Annotated in this window: 31 protein-coding genes and 1 tRNA gene; all 32 read right to left on the reverse strand. The window is 49.7% G+C overall.

Going from position 1 to position 16,821, the window contains the following annotated elements; genetic code table 11:
* Nucleotides 1-4: 4 nt before the first annotated feature.
* On the reverse strand, nucleotides 5-469 hold the full coding sequence (gene rplQ, locus K9G39_RS06220) for a 50S ribosomal protein L17 (RefSeq protein WP_292004073.1): 465 nt from the start codon (nucleotides 467-469) through the stop codon (nucleotides 5-7).
* A gap of 46 nt (nucleotides 470-515) precedes the next feature.
* Nucleotides 516-1,502, reverse strand: coding sequence for a DNA-directed RNA polymerase subunit alpha (locus K9G39_RS06225; protein WP_292004117.1), 987 nt, complete (start codon nucleotides 1,500-1,502; stop codon nucleotides 516-518).
* Between the two features lie 29 nt (nucleotides 1,503-1,531).
* Nucleotides 1,532-2,143 (reverse strand): 30S ribosomal protein S4, encoded by a 612-nt coding sequence (rpsD, locus tag K9G39_RS06230; protein WP_292004074.1) that lies wholly within the window; start codon nucleotides 2,141-2,143, stop codon nucleotides 1,532-1,534.
* A gap of 37 nt (nucleotides 2,144-2,180) precedes the next feature.
* Complete coding sequence (gene rpsK / locus K9G39_RS06235) at nucleotides 2,181-2,564, reverse strand: 30S ribosomal protein S11 (protein ID WP_292004075.1); 384 nt, start codon at nucleotides 2,562-2,564, stop codon at nucleotides 2,181-2,183.
* A 43-nt stretch (nucleotides 2,565-2,607) separates the two neighbouring features.
* The gene (rpsM, locus tag K9G39_RS06240; protein WP_292004076.1) at nucleotides 2,608-2,985 is read right to left on the reverse strand and encodes a 30S ribosomal protein S13; all 378 of its coding nucleotides are present in this window, start codon (nucleotides 2,983-2,985) and stop codon (nucleotides 2,608-2,610) included.
* A gap of 35 nt (nucleotides 2,986-3,020) precedes the next feature.
* Nucleotides 3,021-3,137 carry a 50S ribosomal protein L36 gene (gene rpmJ, locus K9G39_RS06245; RefSeq protein WP_010933819.1) on the reverse strand — a complete coding sequence of 39 codons (117 nt, stop codon included), beginning with the start codon at nucleotides 3,135-3,137 and terminating at the stop codon, nucleotides 3,021-3,023.
* Nucleotides 3,138-3,250: 113 nt separating this feature from the next.
* Nucleotides 3,251-3,469 (reverse strand): translation initiation factor IF-1, encoded by a 219-nt coding sequence (gene infA, locus K9G39_RS06250; protein ID WP_292001689.1) that lies wholly within the window; start codon nucleotides 3,467-3,469, stop codon nucleotides 3,251-3,253.
* A gap of 39 nt (nucleotides 3,470-3,508) precedes the next feature.
* Nucleotides 3,509-4,306, reverse strand: a complete 798-nt coding sequence (map, locus tag K9G39_RS06255) for a type I methionyl aminopeptidase (RefSeq protein WP_292004077.1) — start codon at nucleotides 4,304-4,306, stop codon at nucleotides 3,509-3,511.
* 12 nt (nucleotides 4,307-4,318) lie between these two features.
* Complete coding sequence (secY, locus tag K9G39_RS06260) at nucleotides 4,319-5,650, reverse strand: preprotein translocase subunit SecY (RefSeq protein ID WP_292004078.1); 1,332 nt, start codon at nucleotides 5,648-5,650, stop codon at nucleotides 4,319-4,321.
* Nucleotides 5,651-5,667: 17 nt separating this feature from the next.
* Nucleotides 5,668-6,225, reverse strand: a complete 558-nt coding sequence (gene rplO / locus K9G39_RS06265) for a 50S ribosomal protein L15 (protein ID WP_292004079.1) — start codon at nucleotides 6,223-6,225, stop codon at nucleotides 5,668-5,670.
* Nucleotides 6,226-6,258: 33 nt separating this feature from the next.
* A complete protein-coding gene (gene rpmD, locus K9G39_RS06270) occupies nucleotides 6,259-6,444 on the reverse strand; it encodes a 50S ribosomal protein L30 (RefSeq protein ID WP_292004080.1) in 186 nt (61 codons plus the stop codon).
* Between the two features lie 19 nt (nucleotides 6,445-6,463).
* Nucleotides 6,464-6,982, reverse strand: a complete 519-nt coding sequence (gene rpsE, locus K9G39_RS06275; RefSeq protein WP_292004081.1) for a 30S ribosomal protein S5 — start codon at nucleotides 6,980-6,982, stop codon at nucleotides 6,464-6,466.
* A 24-nt stretch (nucleotides 6,983-7,006) separates the two neighbouring features.
* A complete protein-coding gene (gene rplR / locus K9G39_RS06280) occupies nucleotides 7,007-7,366 on the reverse strand; it encodes a 50S ribosomal protein L18 (protein WP_292004082.1) in 360 nt (119 codons plus the stop codon).
* 55 nt (nucleotides 7,367-7,421) lie between these two features.
* On the reverse strand, nucleotides 7,422-7,961 hold the full coding sequence (gene rplF, locus K9G39_RS06285; RefSeq protein WP_292004083.1) for a 50S ribosomal protein L6: 540 nt from the start codon (nucleotides 7,959-7,961) through the stop codon (nucleotides 7,422-7,424).
* A 28-nt stretch (nucleotides 7,962-7,989) separates the two neighbouring features.
* Complete coding sequence (rpsH, locus tag K9G39_RS06290) at nucleotides 7,990-8,385, reverse strand: 30S ribosomal protein S8 (protein ID WP_292004084.1); 396 nt, start codon at nucleotides 8,383-8,385, stop codon at nucleotides 7,990-7,992.
* A 62-nt stretch (nucleotides 8,386-8,447) separates the two neighbouring features.
* Nucleotides 8,448-8,717, reverse strand: a complete 270-nt coding sequence (rpsN, locus tag K9G39_RS06295; RefSeq protein WP_292004085.1) for a 30S ribosomal protein S14 — start codon at nucleotides 8,715-8,717, stop codon at nucleotides 8,448-8,450.
* A gap of 19 nt (nucleotides 8,718-8,736) precedes the next feature.
* Nucleotides 8,737-9,324: a 50S ribosomal protein L5 gene (rplE, locus tag K9G39_RS06300; RefSeq protein ID WP_292004086.1), complete on the reverse strand. Its 588-nt coding sequence runs from the start codon at nucleotides 9,322-9,324 to the stop codon at nucleotides 8,737-8,739.
* A 60-nt stretch (nucleotides 9,325-9,384) separates the two neighbouring features.
* Nucleotides 9,385-9,645 carry a 50S ribosomal protein L24 gene (rplX, locus tag K9G39_RS06305; RefSeq protein WP_363319365.1) on the reverse strand — a complete coding sequence of 87 codons (261 nt, stop codon included), beginning with the start codon at nucleotides 9,643-9,645 and terminating at the stop codon, nucleotides 9,385-9,387.
* Between the two features lie 34 nt (nucleotides 9,646-9,679).
* Nucleotides 9,680-9,752: transfer RNA gene (locus tag K9G39_RS06310), tRNA-Gly, on the reverse strand.
* A gap of 9 nt (nucleotides 9,753-9,761) precedes the next feature.
* Entirely contained in the window at nucleotides 9,762-10,130 is a 369-nt protein-coding gene (rplN, locus tag K9G39_RS06315; RefSeq protein WP_292001678.1) for a 50S ribosomal protein L14, read from the reverse strand.
* A 36-nt stretch (nucleotides 10,131-10,166) separates the two neighbouring features.
* Nucleotides 10,167-10,466 (reverse strand): 30S ribosomal protein S17, encoded by a 300-nt coding sequence (gene rpsQ / locus K9G39_RS06320; protein ID WP_292004087.1) that lies wholly within the window; start codon nucleotides 10,464-10,466, stop codon nucleotides 10,167-10,169.
* 29 nt (nucleotides 10,467-10,495) lie between these two features.
* Complete coding sequence (rpmC, locus tag K9G39_RS06325) at nucleotides 10,496-10,702, reverse strand: 50S ribosomal protein L29 (protein ID WP_292004088.1); 207 nt, start codon at nucleotides 10,700-10,702, stop codon at nucleotides 10,496-10,498.
* A gap of 33 nt (nucleotides 10,703-10,735) precedes the next feature.
* Nucleotides 10,736-11,155, reverse strand: a complete 420-nt coding sequence (gene rplP / locus K9G39_RS06330; protein WP_292004089.1) for a 50S ribosomal protein L16 — start codon at nucleotides 11,153-11,155, stop codon at nucleotides 10,736-10,738.
* 42 nt (nucleotides 11,156-11,197) lie between these two features.
* Nucleotides 11,198-11,950: a 30S ribosomal protein S3 gene (gene rpsC, locus K9G39_RS06335; protein ID WP_292004090.1), complete on the reverse strand. Its 753-nt coding sequence runs from the start codon at nucleotides 11,948-11,950 to the stop codon at nucleotides 11,198-11,200.
* Between the two features lie 19 nt (nucleotides 11,951-11,969).
* Nucleotides 11,970-12,326 (reverse strand): 50S ribosomal protein L22, encoded by a 357-nt coding sequence (gene rplV / locus K9G39_RS06340; protein WP_292004091.1) that lies wholly within the window; start codon nucleotides 12,324-12,326, stop codon nucleotides 11,970-11,972.
* Nucleotides 12,327-12,354: 28 nt separating this feature from the next.
* Nucleotides 12,355-12,651, reverse strand: a complete 297-nt coding sequence (gene rpsS, locus K9G39_RS06345; protein ID WP_292004092.1) for a 30S ribosomal protein S19 — start codon at nucleotides 12,649-12,651, stop codon at nucleotides 12,355-12,357.
* Nucleotides 12,652-12,684: 33 nt separating this feature from the next.
* Entirely contained in the window at nucleotides 12,685-13,524 is an 840-nt protein-coding gene (gene rplB, locus K9G39_RS06350) for a 50S ribosomal protein L2 (RefSeq protein ID WP_292004093.1), read from the reverse strand.
* 30 nt (nucleotides 13,525-13,554) lie between these two features.
* A complete protein-coding gene (gene rplW / locus K9G39_RS06355; RefSeq protein WP_292004094.1) occupies nucleotides 13,555-13,866 on the reverse strand; it encodes a 50S ribosomal protein L23 in 312 nt (103 codons plus the stop codon).
* A gap of 32 nt (nucleotides 13,867-13,898) precedes the next feature.
* On the reverse strand, nucleotides 13,899-14,525 hold the full coding sequence (rplD, locus tag K9G39_RS06360; protein WP_292004095.1) for a 50S ribosomal protein L4: 627 nt from the start codon (nucleotides 14,523-14,525) through the stop codon (nucleotides 13,899-13,901).
* Between the two features lie 19 nt (nucleotides 14,526-14,544).
* Nucleotides 14,545-15,174 (reverse strand): 50S ribosomal protein L3, encoded by a 630-nt coding sequence (gene rplC, locus K9G39_RS06365; RefSeq protein WP_292004096.1) that lies wholly within the window; start codon nucleotides 15,172-15,174, stop codon nucleotides 14,545-14,547.
* A gap of 23 nt (nucleotides 15,175-15,197) precedes the next feature.
* A complete protein-coding gene (gene rpsJ, locus K9G39_RS06370) occupies nucleotides 15,198-15,509 on the reverse strand; it encodes a 30S ribosomal protein S10 (RefSeq protein ID WP_292001667.1) in 312 nt (103 codons plus the stop codon).
* Between the two features lie 80 nt (nucleotides 15,510-15,589).
* The gene (tuf, locus tag K9G39_RS06375) at nucleotides 15,590-16,771 is read right to left on the reverse strand and encodes an elongation factor Tu (protein ID WP_012467122.1); all 1,182 of its coding nucleotides are present in this window, start codon (nucleotides 16,769-16,771) and stop codon (nucleotides 15,590-15,592) included.
* Between the last annotated feature and the right edge of the window lie 50 nt (nucleotides 16,772-16,821).

Raw genomic sequence — 16,821 nt, forward strand, 5'->3', positions numbered from 1 at the left:
CCGATTACTCTCCGGCGGAACTCGATACTGCTGCTGCTTCGGTTTTTTTCGAACCTTTGACGCGCTTTGCACGATCCTGCTTGCCCGACTGCGGCTGCTTTGAAGGTGCTTCGGCATAATCAACCAGCTCGATAACCGCCATTTTGGCAGCATCGCCGAAACGTGGCGCAAGTTTTATGATTCGGGTATATCCTCCATTGCGCTCACCGATTTTGGAAACGATCTCCTCGAAAAGCATTTTTACGGCTTCCTTGTCACGGATGCTTTTAAAAATCTCGCGCTGGGCGTGAACGGTTCCCTTGCGGGCTTTCGTGATAATCTTTTCTATGACCTTTCTGGTCTCCTTGGCTTTCGCTTCCGTCGTTTCGATACGTTTGTAAACCAGCAGCTGGGTAGACAGATTGGCCAGGGTTGCCTTTCTATGAGCTGCGGTTCTTCCGAGTTTTCTTGCCGGCTTGACTTTACGCATGACTGATTCCTGATCTCAAAAATTCAAAAATAATCCAGTTAATTAGTTACCCTTTCATCTGATACTTGGTAATGTCCATACCAAACTTCAGATCGAACTTCTCGAGCTGCTCTTTCAGCTCCGTCAGGGATTTCTTGCCGAAGTTCTTGTAGTTCAGCAGTTCATCCTCCTTGCGCGACACAAGGTCGCCAATGGTATCGATCTCAGCCAGACGAAGACAGTTGTGTGAACGTACCGAAAGATCGAGATCCTCGATTTTGGTGTTGAGCAGCTTGCGCATGTTCTCGAACTCGTCGTCCTGCTGCTTGTATTCCTCTTCGGTGAACTCTTCTTCTGTCGGTGAGAAGTTGGCAAAAAAGGTGACATGCTCGTTGATGATCTTGCCGGCAAGACTGATAGAGTCATCCGGAGTGATCGAACCATCGGTTTCGACGTCGAGAATCATTTTCTCGTAATCGGTACGCTGACCGACGCGAGTATTCTCTACCGTGAATTTCACATTCCTTATAGGGGTGAAAATGGCGTCAATGGCAATGAAACCAATCGGCATACCGTCTGGACGATTCTCTTCGGAGGGAAGATAACCCCGCCCTCTACCGACGAAAACATCTATTTTCAGGGTCGCCCCCTCGTTGACGGTAGCAATATGAAGATCCTTGTTGAGTACCTCGAATTCACCCTCCTGGGCGACAATATCTCCGGCAGTAAACTCTCTGGGTCCTACAAGCACAAGCGATGTCTTGCAGTTTCTTTTGCAGCTTGAACGAAACCGTACTTTTTTAAGATTCAGCACGATCTCCGGGACATCTTCCCTGACACCATCTATTGTAGAGAATTCATGAAAAACACCATCTACCTTGAGACCCGTAATTGCAGTTCCGGGAAGCGAGGCAAGCAACACGCGGCGCATCACATTACCGAGCGTCACCCCGTATCCTCTCTCGAGAGGCTGCGCAATGAACCGTCCGTAATTGTCCGTATGTGTAGCTTCGTCAACCTCTATCTTAGCAGGCATCTGCATCTGGTATATCATAGTCATTTATACCTTGGGGTTCATTAAAATCACTTGGAGTATAACTCAACAACAAGCTGCTCGTTAAATGGCTCCTGAATATCCTCACGCTCGGGAACACTCAGAAAAACGGCTTTCTGGTTTGCCTTGTCTACCTGTACCCACGAAGGAAAACGCGATTCCGGAGCTTTGCTGAGAGAATCGGTAACTGCACCCATATTGCGGCTTTTCTGACGGAACTCGATCAGGTCTCCAGGGGCTACCAGATAGGAAGGAATATTGACTTTCTTTCCGTTGATGAGAAGATGGCCATGCGAAACCAGCTGACGTGCAGCAGCGCGTGAAGCTGCAAAACCGGAACGGTAGACCACATTATCGAATCGTCTTTCAAGAAGCTTGACAAGGTTATCACCGGTAACACCCCTCTGGGATACAGCTTTCTTGTAGTAGTTTCTGAACTGCTTCTCAAGAATACCGTACAGGTATTTCATCTTCTGCTTTTCTCTGAGCTGCAGCGCATACTCCGAAACCTTTCCTTTTCTGGACTGTCCGTGCTGACCCGGCGCGAAAGGCCTTCTTTCAAGATATTTTTCAGCTTTCGGCGAAAGCGCAATACCTAACCTGCGGGATACTTTTGTTATTGAGCCTCTAAATCTTGCCATATCAATTGCTTCATTGAAATTCTATAAATAAATAAAATCAGACCCTTCTGCGTTTGGGAGGTCTGCAGCCGTTGTGAGGCAACGGGGTGATATCCTTGATGGAACGGACTTCGAGGCCGGCTCCCTGCAGGGCCCTGATTGCAGCGTCTCTTCCGGCACCTGGCCCCTTGATGAATACCTGGACATTTCTCATGCCGAGATCGAACGCCTCTTTTGCAGCGGCTTCCGAGGTCACCTGGGATGCGTAGGGGGTGTTCTTTTTGGAACCCCTGAAACCATTCTTGCCTGCGCTTGACCAGGAGACCGTATTGCCCAGCACGTCGGTAATCGTCACCATGATATTGTTGAACGATGCCTTGATATGGACGACGCCTTCCGGGGTAACCTTTACTTTTTTCTTTTTCCTGCTTACTGTTGCCATGAGCTTACACTCTTATAGTATCAATGTTGATGTATTGCTGCTACTACTTCTTCGTCGCCTTCTTCTTGCCTGCGACAGTCTTGCGCTTGCCTTTTCTGGTCCTTGCATTGGTCTGCGTCCGCTGTCCGCGAACGGGAAGCGATCTCCGGTGGCGAAGCCCCCTGTAGCAGCCGATATCCATCAACCGCTTGATAGCAAGCTGCTGCTCGCCTCGGGCCTGACCCTCAACCTTGTAATCCTCGGCAATAATCTCTCTTATTGCATGCGCCTCTTCGTCGTTCAGCTCGGAAATCTTCCTTTCGGGAGCAATACCCGCCCTCTGCAGAATATTTTCGGCAGAAGTTCTTCCGATACCATAAACATGCGTTAAAGCAATGACCGCGTGTTTGTTCAGCGGCAAATTTACCCCAGCTATCCTCATATGCTCTTTGTAGTTCTATTGATTATTTCTGAAGATCAACCCTGGCGCTGCTTGTGGCTCGGATTAACTTTGCAGATCACGAAACGCTTTCCTTTACGTTTGATGATACGGCAGTGCTCACAACGCTTTTTGATGGAAGAATATATTTTCATATTTGACCCCGCATGCAATAATTAACTCGTCTGTCTATCGAAAAATCTGAAAGGCTTGTAATGTAAAAAAAATAGTCCAAACTATCAACAGATGAGTGTTGATTTTTCATCACTTATTTGTACCGGTAGGTAATGCGGCCTTTGCTGATGTCGTAGGGAGATATCTGTACTTTGACCTTGTCGCCCGGAAGGATCCTGATGTAGTGCATCCTTATCTTTCCCGATACATGCGCAAGCACCTCAAGCCCGTTTTCAAGCTTTACCTTGAACTGGGCATTGGGGAGCGCATCCACGATCACGCCTTCAATCTCGATTGCTTCTTCTTTGGCCAACAGTATACTCCTTTGAATTCAATGATTGTTCGAGAGCCGTCAGGACAATTTCTTTTCGAGTAACGACCGAGTCAACACCTCGGCTTTTTCCGGCCTGACAATAACCGTATGCTCAAAATGCGCCGACGGTTTCCCGTCTTCGGTAACTGCAACCCATCCGCCTCTTTTGCTGACCGCCCTGCGGGAACGACCCATGGCGATCATCGGTTCAATGGCAAGCGCCATTCCTGTTCTCAGTTTAACACCGGTATTGCGTTTGCCGTAATTGGGAACGGCAGGGTCTTCATGAAGTTCACTGCCGATTCCATGGCCCACCATATTTTCGATAACACTGAAACCGAAAGAACGCGCATGATTTTCCACTGCAGCAGAAATATCGTGCAGACGGTTTCCTTCGATGGCCTGTGCAATGCCCAGTTCGAGAGACGCTCTGGTAACATCGACGAGAAGCTGTACTTTTTCGTCAACGGTGCCGAGTACGAATGTCCGGGCCGCATCACCGTGATATCCGCCTTTGTAAACACCGCAATCGACCGAAACGATATCCCCTTCGCGAACGATACGTTTGGCGCTCGGCACACCGTGCACAACCTCTTCATTGATGGAGACGCAGAGCGTTGCCGGATAGGGCGTGACATCGGGATCCCCTTTAGGCGCGTAATTCAGAAAGCTCGGTACAGCCTGATGATCCCTTATGAACTCTTCAGCCATCCGGTCGAGCTGCATTGTCGTCATTCCCGGCCTGATCTCCTGTTCGAGCAGATCGAGAACCATTGCCGTCAAGGCCCCGGACTCCCTCATAAGCTCGATTTCACGCTCGCTTTTTATGGTGATCATAAAGCGTTTCCGTTAGGGCCTCTGACGGCTCCTTGTTTTACCCGACTTCATGAATCCATCGTAGTGACGCATGAGCAGGTGACTTTCGACCTGCTGCAGGGTATCGAGACCGACCCCGACAATGATAAGCAAGCTGGTTCCACCGAAGAATTGCGCAAAACCCGGAGTCACATTTGCAAACTTGGTAAGAAAGGTTGGCAACACGGCGATGATCGCCAGCGAAATCGCCCCCGGAAGGGTTATGCGTGTAAGAATGTTGTCGATGAAATCCGCAGTGCTTTTGCCGGGTCGAACACCCGGGATGAAACCTCCCTGGCGCCGCATGGTATCGGCAACCTCTTTCGGATTGAAGGCGATTGCGGTATAAAAATAGGTAAAGAAGACGATCATGGTGCCGAATATCAGCGCATACCACCAGGAATCATAGGCCAATGCTCCCGAAACGCTCTGCATCACCTCGTTTTCAGGGAAAAAGGAAAGAAAGGTTCCAGGAAGGAACATGATTGACTGTGCGAAAATGATGGGCATGACTCCCGCTGTATTGATGCGCATGGGAATGTACTGGGTACTTCCACCATACACTTTCCTGCCGACGACACGTTTGGCATGCTGAACGGGAATCCTGCGGGTACCGACGGTCAGCACGACCACAAAGGCAACAATAGCAACCATCATTGCGATGATGATAATCTCGACGATCCAGTTCTTGCTTCCCAGCGAAACTGAACGGAACTCTGCTACCAGTGACTGGGGAAAACGGGCAAGAATACCGATCATGATAATGAGCGAAATGCCGTTGCCTATACCCCGCTCGGTAATACGCTCACCAAGCCACATGACGAACACCGTCGATGCCGTAAGCATGATAACGGCCGTAAAGGTGAAAAACCATCCCGGATCAGGAACTACAGCCGTTCCGAACGAAGCCGGACTGGCAAGACTCACGCTTACCCCCCATGCCTGAAGAGCAGCGATAAGCACGGTTCCGTACCTGGTCATCTGGTTGATCCGCTGGCGACCCTCTTCACCCTCTTTCTGCAGCTTCTGCACATAAGGTGTAACCGCACCGAGCAACTGAACGATGATGGAGGCTGAAATGTAGGGCATGATACCGAGAGAAAAAATCGAAGCCCTTGCAAAAGCGCCTCCAACAAACAGATCAAAAAGCCCGAAAAGGTCATTGGAGTGGGCAGGAGATGCGCCCGCTACGGCAGACGCATCGACACCCGGTATCGTAATGTGGGAACCAAGCCTGTAGATAAACAGGAGAAGTAGGGTATAGAGTATCCGCTGCCGAAGCTCAGGGATTTTATTGATATTGCGTATACTTTCGGTAAGCTTCATAACGGCTCAGGCGATATTCAGGACTTTGCTGATTTCTTGACTCTCTTGACAAGCGGAGCTTTTGGTTTCAAGAGAGCTTCCTCAACCGTGAGATCCACAATTTTCGAAGCCTCTTCGAGGGTACGGTAAGCTTTGGTAACCGAGCCGCCAGCCTTGACAATCTTTTCTTCTGCGCTCTTGCTGAAGAAATGAGCAGTTATCTTGACCGGTCTGGTGATCTCACCGTTTCCGAGAATCTTGAAATAATCCGCATAACTTGCATTGCAAAGCGCCTTGAGATCGAGTACGGAGATCTCCGTTCCGTCAATCAGACCTTCCTCGATCCATGCTTCGATCTGGGAGACATTGAGCGTCCTGACCGATTTTCTGTCCGGAGGTGTAAAGCCGAACTTCGGAAGTCTGCGATAAACCGGAATCTGACCGCCTTCATTGATTGGCTTCTGATAACCGCTTCTCGACTGCTGGCCTTTGTTACCCTTGCCGGCAGTGGTACCGTTACCGGAACCCTGTCCGCGACCAACACGTTTTCTGTTTTTTACCGCGCCTTTTGCAGGACGGAGTGAACTTAAATCCATGATCTCAATTCCCTACTTGCTATTAGTAAAATCTTAAAGCTCTTCAACCTTTACAAGATGCTGCACAACCCTGATCTGACCGCGCAGGCAAGGGTTATCCTGCCTTTCAACACGGTAGTTCGGACGGCCGAGACCGAGCGCCTTGATCGTCGCTTTCTGTTTTTTCGTACACCCAATCACGCTGCGAACCTGGGTTATCCGTAATGTTTTATCACTCATGTCTCTACTTTCTTTCTTTTTAGCTTTCAAAAACCTCTTTAAGGCTCTTCGACCGTCTTTCAGCAACATCCATTGCATCCGACATGCTCTGCAATCCCTTTATTGCTGCTTTGACGACATTGTGCGGGTTTGAAGAACCAAGCGACTTGGTAAGCACATCGTGAATTCCGGCCATCTCGAGTACAGCTCTGACGGCACCACCGGCAATCAGTCCGGTACCGGGGGTTGCGGGCTTCATAAGCACTTTGGCAGAACCGTATTTTGCAATAACCTGATGCGGAATGGTTCCCTTGATGATCGGAACCTTGATGACGTTTTTCTTGCCGTCCTCCACACCCTTGGCTATAGCGTCCTGAACCTCGTTGGCTTTACCGAGACCGTATCCGACATGACCTTCCTTGTCCCCGACAACAACGATCGCATTGAAGCCGAACCGTTTACCGCCTTTTACAACCTTTGCCGTTCTGTTGATGTGAACCAGCTTTTCCTTCAGATTCAATTCTCCGGGCCTGATATTCTTAGCAGATATTTTCGACATGTAACTTTCTCTATTGAAAGGTTTTTAAAAGACAAGACCGGCTTCCCGTGCACCATCGGCCAAAGCCTTCACCCTGCCGTGATAGCGGAACCCGTTTCTGTCGAATACGACGTTCGTTATACCCCTGGCCCCGGCCTTTTCGCCAATCTGCATTCCAACAAGACGGCAAACCTCGGTTTTTGTGCCTTCAAGAGCCTTGTTTTCCTTTGACATGCTCGATACGGCCACAATGGTCTTGCCGTTATCGTCATCAATCAGCTGCGCATAGATCTGCGACAGGCTACGGTAGACACAAAGTCTCGGTTTAGACTCGGTACCATGGACCTGCGCCCTGCTTCTGTCCTTGATTTTCTGCCTGCGAGAGGCCTTATCGATTTGACTCATTCTCTTCAACCCTAAAAATGTTATTGCCTGACTGTTATAGCTTTCTTTCCGGCTATTACTTACCGGCCGCCTTGCCTTCCTTGCGGCGGATTACCTCACCTTCGTATTTGATACCTTTTCCGCGGTACGGTTCAGGCTTCCTGAACGAACGAATCTTGGAGGCGACCTGACCGACAAGAGCCTTGTCTATGCCGCTGATAAGAATGGTCGTCTGATCGGGAACCTCAATCCGGATACCTTCGGGAGCCTTGAAATAGATCATGTGAGAATAGCCGAGAGTAAGTGCCAGCAGATCGTTTTTCATCTCTGCACGGTAACCGACACCGGCGATTTCGAGTTTTCTGGTAAATCCTTTCGTTACGCCCTCGACCATGTTGCTGATAAGCATCCGGTAAAGGCCGTGCATCGCTCTTGATTTTTTGGTGTCATCGACTCTCTGCACCGTAACAACGCCGTTCTCTTCCTGCACGTTGACCTGCGGGGTCAGCTCCTGCTCAAGCGCGCCTTTCGGCCCGGTCACCTTGATGCTCGCATCACTGATCTCTATCCTGGCCTGACCAGCCAGGGGAATCGGCATTTTTCCTATTCTTGACATGATATTCTTGTACGCTTTGGCTTATGAATTAATAGATGCGGAAGAGTATTTCACCACCTACTCCCTTCTCACGGGCCTCTTTATCGGTAATGATACCCTTTGACGACGAAAGGATATAGAGTCCGAGTCCGCCAAGGTATTTTCTTATATCCTTTCCCTGGTACACCCTTCTTCCGGGCTTGCTTACCCTGGTGATCTCACGGATAGCCGGCTCGCCTGCCGCCGAATATTTCAGCTCGACGCGAATAAACGGAAACTGCTCGGTCGTGATGACCGTAAAGTTTTTTATGTACCCTTTTTCCACAAGCAGTTGAGAGATATTCTCCCTGAGCTTCGAATACGGAATATCGGTAGTCTTGTTATTTGCTCTCCCCGCGTTTCTGATGCGGGTGATATAATCTGCAATAGAATCCGTTACAGGCATAGCTAACGTTGGTTACTTTCAAAAATGAACAAATCTCTCTCTTGTCTGTAATACTGAACAACTTACCAGCTTGCCTTCCTGACTCCCGGAAGCTTTCCTTCAAGAGCAAGCTTGCGGAACATCTGGCGGCAAAGCCCGAATTTTTCATAAACACCTCTTCCACGGCCTGTAAGGACACAACGGGTTCTCACTCTGGTTGCAGAACTGTCTCTCGGCAGCTTGCGGAGTGCTTCGTAATCACCGGCTTTAAGCAGCTCCTCACGCTTTGCAGCATATTTCTCTACAAGCTTTTTCCTTTTTTCATTCCGTGCAATAACGCTTTTCTTGGCCATCTCGGGTTTCCTGAATAAGTTAGTTGTTCTTCTTTTTGAACGGCATACCAAGCTCGGAAAGCAGTACATACGCCTCTTCATCGGTTGCTGCCGACGTCACGAAAGTGACATCCATACCTGAAATCCTCGGTACCTTATCGATATCGATTTCCGGGAAAATAATCTGCTCCCTTATACCGGTGGTATAGTTGCCGCGCCCATCGAAACTGGTATCGTTGAGTCCGCGGAAATCCCGGATTCTCGGAACGGCAAGACTTACAAAACGGTCTAAAAACTCATACATGGTCTTTCTGCGGAGCGTAACCCGGCAACCGATGGCCTGGTTCTCGCGCAGCTTGAAATTCGAAATGGCCTTTCTCGACTTGCGTATCTGCGGCCTCTGTCCGGTGATCTGGGCAAGTTCTGCCATGGCGGTCTCGAGCAGTTTCGGTTCGGCAGCAGCCTCTCCGATACCGATATTGATGGCGATCTTCTGCAGTCTGGGCACCATCATGATATTCTTGTACTGGAAGCGCTCCATGAGTTTGGGAACAACGTTTTCCCTGTAGAAGGTTTCGAGGCGGGCTTCGATGGTTTCGACGGGTGCGTTTTCTTTGTTTTTCGTCATTATTTTCTTTCAGTTACCGGGATGGTCTTGGTCATCCTTTCTTGTAAAATACAGATACTTTTAGCTCTTCTTCACATTGGAAGCATGAATCGGGAACTCTCGCTCGATAATCGAACCCTGCGGGTGGCTCTGTGTCGGCTTCATATGGCGTTTTCTGATGTTGACGCCCTCGACGATAACCCGGCATTTCTGCGGATATACCTTCAGTATCTTTCCAGCCTTGCCCTTGTCGTTACCGCTGATGACAACGACGTTGTCGTCTTTCCTGACATGCAGCTTCACGTTATGCAGCTTTGCCTTTCTATTGATCCCTGTTTTCATTTTTCACTGATATGATAGTATTCATAAAATCCTGAGCGGGAGACGAGACTCGAACTCGCGACCAACAGCTTGGAAGGCTGTGACTCTACCAACTGAGTTACTCCCGCTTGAAGCTTTCACAGAACTTCAGGCGCCAAAGATACGATTTTCATATATTTTCTGTCGCGTAATTCTCTGGCAACAGGTCCGAAAATTCGCGTACCTCTCGGTTCTCCCTGTGCGTTGAGCAGTACAACGGCGTTCTCATCGAATCTGATGTAGGAACCGTCCTTTCTTCTCTGCTCTTTTACGCAGCGGACAACAACCGCTTTGCAGACATCTTTTTTCTTGACAACACCGCCCGGCACAGCCGCCTTAACCGATACGATGACCTGGTCACCCAGTCCGGCATAACGCCTTCCCGTACCGCCGAACACATGGATACAACGAACTTTTTTCGCTCCGCTGTTATCTGCAACAACCAGATTAGTTTCTTTCTGGATCATCCTGTTTCAAACTTTTTAATGTATAAAGAATCCCTCTTACCTGGCCTTCTCAATGATTTCGACGAGACGGCAGCTTTTCCGTTTGCTCAGCGGCCTGCATTCGACAACCTTGACCAGATCACCGATACCGGCTTCGTTGTTCTCGTCATGTGCCATCAGCCTGGTCGTCTTCTTGAAGTACTTCTTGTAGACCGGATGCTGAACCCTGCGCTCTACAGCAACAACGATCGCCTTGTCCATCTTGTCGCTGATAACCTTTCCCTGCCAGCTCTTCTTGCGTCCCCTTGCTGCAGCTTTCTGTTCCAATGCGGCAGCGCCTGTTTTGTTTTCTTCCATGTATCGTAAACCGTTTGTTGTTGCCTTGTTCAGTTCTGCCCGGGTTCTGCAGCGTTGAGTTTATGGAGCTGTGTTTTCATGCGGGCGATATCGCGGCGTGAATTGCGGAACACCATCGGGTTCTGCGGCAGCTCTATCACCTTGAAGAAATTGATATCGGCAAGCCTGTCCTCAAGCTGGCGGATCCTGTCGATGAGCTCCTGGCGGCTCATTGCAGCGACTTCATACTTTTTCATAGTTATAATCCTCTTCTGGAATTTGTTGTTCGGTTATCCCTCATAATCAGGACGGACAATAAACTTCGTCTTGATCGGCAGCTTCTGCGCTGCGAGCCTGAAGGCTTCGGTCGCAATCTCTTTCGACACGCCTTCGGCTTCGAACATGACTCTTCCCGGCTTGACGACGGCTACCCAGAATTCAGGAGAACCTTTACCTGAACCCATTCGGGTTTCGGCAGCCTTCTTTGTCACCGGTTTGTCGGGAAATATCCTGATCCAGATCTTGCCATCTCTTTTCATGTACCTGTTCATGGCCACACGTGCCGCTTCGATCTGGCGACTGGTGATCCACGCAGGCTCAAGAGCCTTCAAACCGAAAGAACCGAAAGACACCATCGTTCCGCGTCCGGCATTGCCTTTCATGCGGCCCCGCTGTGTCTTTCTATATTTAACTCTCTTTGGCATTAACATACCGACAACTCCATTCTGTTTCTGATTATAATGTATATGTCATTATGCGCGCTTGGTGCGGCGACGGCGTTTGCTTCGCGGGTCGCGAGGCCTGGATTTCGAATCCTGCCGGCGATCCTTCATTCGCTTCATCTCGTCTTCTTCGATAGCATCGATACGCTGAACGAGTACTTCACCCTTGTACACCCATACCTTGATGCCGATCGTGCCGGCAATGGTATGCGCGGTGACGCTTGCATAGTCAACGTTGGCGCGGATGGTGTGAAGAGGAATCTTGCCCTCCTTGTACTGCTCTGCCCTGGCGATCTCTGCACCGCCGAGACGGCCGGCACATCTGATCCTGACGCCTTCGGCTCCGGCACGCATAGCCTGCTGAATGGCCTGTTTCATGGCTCTTCTGAAAGATACACGATTCTCGAGCTGGTAGGCGATGTTGTCGCCGATCAGCTGCGCTTCGATTTCCGGCTTCACAACCTCGACAACATCGATCTTCACCTCTTTGCCGGTAATGCGGGTAAGCTCCTGGGAGAGATTGTTGATCTCTTCACCTTTTCTGCCTACGACGGCACCCGGACGGGCTGCGTATATATTGATCTTGATGTGCTTGGTGGTTCTTTCGATCACGATACGGGCAATACCGGCTTTCTCCCTTTTCAGCCTTGCCAGCACATAGTTGCGGATCACATGATCCTGCTTGATCTTTTCCGAAATAACCGGGCTGTCGTCGTACCAGCGAGAAGTCCAGTCCTTGATAATTCCAAGCCTGAATCCAGTAGGATTAACTTTCTGACCCAATGTTCTCTCCTTGTTTAATTTATTTACTGGATTGCTTAACCTTATCGACGATGACAGTCAGGTGATTCGAACGCTTGCGAACCCTGTATGCGCGTCCCATCGGAGCAGGAAGCATTCTTTTAAGTGTGGTGCCCTGATCAACGAACACTGCCTTGACGACAAGCTCCTGATCGCTGACCCGCTCGTCCGGATTGAGCTGAGCATAGTTGGCGACAGCGGACTTCAGGGTCATCATGACGTTTCTTGAAGCGCTCTTGGTGGAGTTCAGAAGAATAGCCTTTGCCTGATCGACCTGTTTGCCGCGAACCAGACCTGCCACAAGACGCATTTTTCTCGGCGATGTTGGCGTATGACGTAATATTGCTTTAGCTTGCATGGTAATCTTAACCTTTCGCGTTATTCAGTTATTTTTTCCTTGGTGCTGAGCCGCCTTTTTCAGCCTTTCCGCCGGCATGACCGCGAAACGTTCTTGTAGGGGCGAACTCTCCAAGCTTGTGGCCAACCATATTGTCACTGACATACACCGGAACATGGGTCTTGCCGTTATGTACGGCAACGGTGTGCCCTACAAAATCAGGTGAAATCATTGAACTTCTGGACCAGGTTTTCACAACCTTCTTTTCACCCTTGGTGTTTAAATCAATGATCCGTTTTTCCAGTTTGAAATCAATGAACGGCCCCTTCTTAAGTGATCTTGGCATACTTTCTCTGCTTGTTATAATTAAGCGCTACAGTTACTTGGCATTCCTGCCGCGGACGATGAGCTTTGACGATGCTTTCTTTTTGTTTCTCGTTTTCAGACCCTTGGCAAGCTGTCCCCACGGTGATTTGGGATGCCTTCTTCCACCGCCGGACTTCGATTTGCCTTCACCGCCGCCCATCGGATGATCGACAGGGTTCATAGCCATACCCCTTGTCTGCGGACGGATTCCAAGCCAGCGGCTTCTTCCCGCTTTGCCAAGCACGATATTCTCGTGATCGGTATTGCCTACGACACCGATAGTTGCCCGGCACTCCACCCTTACCTTGCGAATCTCACCGGAAGGCAGTCTCAGAGTTGCATAATCGCCTTCACGTGCTGCAAGAACAGCGAAAGCGCCTGCCGAACGTACAATCTGACCGCCCTTTCCGGCCTTCATTTCCACATTGTGAATATCGGTTCCAAGAGGGATGTTTTTCAATGGCATGGTATTGCCAACCTTGATTTCAACCTTCTCGCCGCTTTCAACCTTGTCGCCTACATTCAAACCTTTCGGGGCGAGAATATAACGTTTTTCTCCATCATTGTAATGCAATAATGCAATTCTTGATGAACGGTTCGGATCATACTCGATGGAAGCAACCTTGGCGGGAATACCATCCTTGTTCCGCTTGAAGTCAACGATCCGGTAATGTCTTTTATGTCCGCCGCCTCTGTGTCTCGATGTTTTTCTTCCCGCGCTGTTGCGGCCGCCGCTTTTCTTGAGCGGTACGAGAAGACTTTTTTCCGGCTCACTTTTTGTAATCTCGTCAAATCCAGGGTATGACATGAACCGTGACCCTGGTGTTATCGGCGCTAATTTCCTGATTGCCATTGCAATTATAATCTATCCTTGTTGTGTATTCTATCCTTCGCCCTTCTGTGCAGAACCGGAGTAATAGTCGATCGACTGTCCATCTGCAAGAGTGACGATCGCTTTCTTCCAGTCACTCTTCTTTCCGGCTATCAACCCTTTCCGGGTATACTGCCGCTTCGCCTTGCCAAGGCAGTTCACGGTACGAACTGAAGTAACAGTCACGCCGAACTTGTTCTCGACAGCGTTTCTGATATCAATTTTATCTGCATCCGGCTTGACGACAAACACATACTGACCTTTCTTTTCGGTAAGACCTGTGCTTTTTTCCGTTAACCACGGCCGTAACAACGGGTTTTTCATCTCATTCACTCCTGTTTACTGGAAACCTGCAATTACCCTAAAGTATCCTCTATTTTTTTCAATGCGGCTTTCTGGAAGACAATCGTCTGACTGTCAAGTATATCGTAAGTCGATGCCTTTTCCGCCGTCATGATATTGAGCACCTCGATATTTTTTCCTGAACGGGCCATAACCATATCGTACTCGGGAGTCAGCATGAGGGTTTTCTTCTCTGCAAGACCGAGATTTTTCAGAATATCGGCAACCGGCTTCGTTTTGATCTGCTCAAGCCTGAAATCCTCGACAACAAGAATCTGGCCTGCCAGTGCTTTTGCACTGAGCGCCGAACGGCGGGCAAGCTGCTTGACTTTCTTGTTGACCTTCTGTTCGTAGCTGCGCGGCTGAGGACCGAAAATGGTTCCGCCTCCGCTCATCAGCGGCGAACGGGTAGAGCCCTGACGGGCGTTACCAGTGCCTTTCTGGCGATAGGGCTTCCTGCCGCCGCCACGTACTTCCGCACGGGTTTTGGCTTTATGCGTTCCCTGTCTTCTGTTTGCAAGTATCGCTTTTACATCGAGATACATTGCATGTTCAGATATTTCAGCGCCGAAAATTTCATCACTGAGCGTAACAACTTCCCCTGTTTCAGTGCCGCCGGTATTTAAGACTTTAAGTTCCATAACTTCGTGCAATCAGCGTTTACTTTTTTGTAGAAACAATCTTTACGTAGGAGTTTTTTGCGCCCGGTACTGCACCTTTAACCACCAGCAGATTGGATTCCGGCATAATCTTGACAATGACAAGATTTCTTACGGTGACATTGCATCCGCCCATACGTCCAGCCATTCTGGTACCTCTGAAGGTTCTCGAAGGATCCGATGATCCTCCAACCGAACCAGGGGCACGGAGCCTGTCGGACTGACCGTGTGTTCTCGAACCGCCGCCGAAGTTGTGACGTTTGACGACACCGGCAAAACCCTTGCCCTTGGTGACACCAAGCACATTTACAACCTCGCCTTCCTTGAAAGACTCCACACTGACAGGATTTCCTGCTTCCAGCTCCTCGGTGAAATCGTCTTTCCTGAATTCCGCCATCATAAAGCCTGGTGTGACTCCGGCCTTTCTGTAATGACCCTGCAGAGGTTTATTGACCTTTTTCTCATCCCTTTCCCCGATACCTACCTGATACGCGTCATAGCCGTCCTTGTCAGCATTTTTCACCTGCGTGACAAAGCATGGGCCTGCCTGGATAACAGTACAGGATATCGCCTCGCGTTTATCATTGTATAAACGGGTCATACCGATTTTCTTTCCAAGAATCGCACCCATATATGATTAGCTTTTCTAATTCGTTAAGACTTGATTTCAACATCCACACCGCTTGGAAGCTCGAGCTTCATCAGCATATCGATGGTCCTGGCAGTAGGATTGATGATCTCGATCAACCGCTTGTGCGATGAAAACGAGAACTGCTCACGGGACTTTTTATCGACATGCGGAGAACGGTTCACCGTATACACATGTGCTTTTGTCGGAAGCGGTATGGGACCGAAGATGATGGCATCCGTCTGCTTCACCACATCAATAATCCTTAAAGCCCATTTATCAACCAGGCTATGGTCGTATGACTTGAGCTTGATTCTTATCTTTTGCTGTACAGCCACTTGTCAACCCTGTTTCTTTGTTAGCAATAAAAAAGGGGCGGGGGTTATAGGCCCCGCCCCGGGACGCGCATCGCCCTGGATTACTCGATGATCTTGGTTACGGAACCAGCACCGACGGTACGACCGCCTTCGCGGATAGCGAAACGGAGGCCTTCGTCCATAGCGATAGGAACGATCAGCTCGACTTCAACGGAGAGGTTGTCGCCAGGCATGACCATTTCAACACCTTCGGGAAGTGTTACGGAACCGGTAACGTCAGTGGTTCTGAAATAGAACTGCGGACGGTAGCCGTTGAAAAACGGGGTGTGACGGCCGCCTTCCTCTTTTCTGAGGATGTAGACCTCAGCCTTGAACTTGGTGTGCGGCTTGATGCTGCCAGGCTTGGCGATAACCATGCCGCGCTCGAGCTCGGTCTTGTCCACGCCTCTGAGAAGAAGACCTGCGTTGTCACCGGCCTGACCTTCGTCAAGAAGCTTCTGGAACATTTCGATACCGGTAACTACCGACTTGCGGGTAGGCTTGATACCGACGATTTCAACCTCTTCGTTGATCTTGATACGGCCTCTTTCGATTCTGCCGGTACCGACGGTACCACGGCCGGAAATCGAGAAAACGTCCTCGACAGGCATAAGGAATGGCTTGTCGACGTCGCGGACCGGCTCGGGAATGAATTCGTCAACCGCATCCATAAGCTCCATGATGGCTTTTTCGCCTTCCGGATCGCCATCGAGGGCTTTCAGTGCAGAACCTTTGATGATCGGAATGTCGTCGCCGGGGAAGTTGTACTCGGTCAGAAGCTCTCTGAGTTCGAGCTCGACAAGTTCGAGAAGCTCCGGATCGGCAATATCGACCTTGTTGAGGAACACGACAAGAGCCGGAACGTTAACCTGACGGGCAAGCAGAATGTGCTCGCGGGTCTGAGGCATAGGGCCGTCGGTACCTGCGACAACAAGGATAGCTCCGTCCATCTGGGCCGCACCGGTGATCATGTTCTTGATATAGTCAGCGTGGCCGGGACAGTCGATGTGAGCGTAGTGACGTTTTTTGGTCTGGTACTCGACGTGTGCGGTAGAAATGGTGATACCGCGCTCTCTCTCTTCGGGAGCCTTGTCGATGCTGCCGAAATCACGCTGAAGGGCAAGACCCTGTTTTGCAAGAACCGAAGTGATTGCTGCGGTCAGGGTTGTTTTACCATGGTCAACGTGGCCGATGGTACCGATATTGACATGAGGTTTATCCCTTTTGTAGGACTCTTTTGCCATAACTTATCTCCGTGTCGGTTATATGTTATTATTTAGTAATAGTTAAAACT

The sequence above is a fragment of the Chlorobium sp. genome (assembly GCF_021740465.1).
In the GTDB taxonomy this organism is placed as follows: Bacteria; Bacteroidota; Chlorobiia; order Chlorobiales; family Chlorobiaceae; genus Chlorobium.

Coding starts and splice junctions, on each gene's coding strand:
- rplQ (WP_292004073.1), bottom strand. CDS start 469: ATGCGTAAAGTCAAGCCGGCAAGAAAACTCGGAAGAACCGCAGCTCAT.
- K9G39_RS06225 (WP_292004117.1), bottom strand. CDS start 1,502: ATGATATACCAGATGCAGATGCCTGCTAAGATAGAGGTTGACGAAGCT.
- rpsD (WP_292004074.1), bottom strand. CDS start 2,143: ATGGCAAGATTTAGAGGCTCAATAACAAAAGTATCCCGCAGGTTAGGT.
- rpsK (WP_292004075.1), bottom strand. CDS start 2,564: ATGGCAACAGTAAGCAGGAAAAAGAAAAAAGTAAAGGTTACCCCGGAA.
- rpsM (WP_292004076.1), bottom strand. CDS start 2,985: ATGAGGATAGCTGGGGTAAATTTGCCGCTGAACAAACACGCGGTCATT.
- rpmJ (WP_010933819.1), bottom strand. CDS start 3,137: ATGAAAATATATTCTTCCATCAAAAAGCGTTGTGAGCACTGCCGTATC.
- map (WP_292004077.1), bottom strand. CDS start 4,306: ATGATCACCATAAAAAGCGAGCGTGAAATCGAGCTTATGAGGGAGTCC.
- secY (WP_292004078.1), bottom strand. CDS start 5,650: ATGAAGCTTACCGAAAGTATACGCAATATCAATAAAATCCCTGAGCTT.
- rplO (WP_292004079.1), bottom strand. CDS start 6,225: ATGGATTTAAGTTCACTCCGTCCTGCAAAAGGCGCGGTAAAAAACAGA.
- rpmD (WP_292004080.1), bottom strand. CDS start 6,444: ATGAGTGATAAAACATTACGGATAACCCAGGTTCGCAGCGTGATTGGG.
- rpsE (WP_292004081.1), bottom strand. CDS start 6,982: ATGTCGAAAATATCTGCTAAGAATATCAGGCCCGGAGAATTGAATCTG.
- rplR (WP_292004082.1), bottom strand. CDS start 7,366: ATGAGTCAAATCGATAAGGCCTCTCGCAGGCAGAAAATCAAGGACAGA.
- rplF (WP_292004083.1), bottom strand. CDS start 7,961: ATGTCAAGAATAGGAAAAATGCCGATTCCCCTGGCTGGTCAGGCCAGG.
- rpsH (WP_292004084.1), bottom strand. CDS start 8,385: ATGCCTGTAACGGATTCTATTGCAGATTATATCACCCGCATCAGAAAC.
- rpsN (WP_292004085.1), bottom strand. CDS start 8,717: ATGGCCAAGAAAAGCGTTATTGCACGGAATGAAAAAAGGAAAAAGCTT.
- rplE (WP_292004086.1), bottom strand. CDS start 9,324: ATGACGAAAAACAAAGAAAACGCACCCGTCGAAACCATCGAAGCCCGC.
- rplX (WP_363319365.1), bottom strand. CDS start 9,645: ATGAAAACAGGGATCAATAGAAAGGCAAAGCTGCATAACGTGAAGCTG.
- rplN (WP_292001678.1), bottom strand. CDS start 10,130: ATGATCCAGAAAGAAACTAATCTGGTTGTTGCAGATAACAGCGGAGCG.
- rpsQ (WP_292004087.1), bottom strand. CDS start 10,466: ATGGAAGAAAACAAAACAGGCGCTGCCGCATTGGAACAGAAAGCTGCA.
- rpmC (WP_292004088.1), bottom strand. CDS start 10,702: ATGAAAAAGTATGAAGTCGCTGCAATGAGCCGCCAGGAGCTCATCGAC.
- rplP (WP_292004089.1), bottom strand. CDS start 11,155: ATGTTAATGCCAAAGAGAGTTAAATATAGAAAGACACAGCGGGGCCGC.
- rplV (WP_292004091.1), bottom strand. CDS start 12,326: ATGCAAGCTAAAGCAATATTACGTCATACGCCAACATCGCCGAGAAAA.
- rpsS (WP_292004092.1), bottom strand. CDS start 12,651: ATGCCAAGATCACTTAAGAAGGGGCCGTTCATTGATTTCAAACTGGAA.
- rplB (WP_292004093.1), bottom strand. CDS start 13,524: ATGGCAATCAGGAAATTAGCGCCGATAACACCAGGGTCACGGTTCATG.
- rplW (WP_292004094.1), bottom strand. CDS start 13,866: ATGAAAAACCCGTTGTTACGGCCGTGGTTAACGGAAAAAAGCACAGGT.
- rplD (WP_292004095.1), bottom strand. CDS start 14,525: ATGGAACTTAAAGTCTTAAATACCGGCGGCACTGAAACAGGGGAAGTT.
- rplC (WP_292004096.1), bottom strand. CDS start 15,174: ATGGGTGCGATTCTTGGAAAGAAAATCGGTATGACCCGTTTATACAAT.
- tuf (WP_012467122.1), bottom strand. CDS start 16,771: ATGGCAAAAGAGTCCTACAAAAGGGATAAACCTCATGTCAATATCGGT.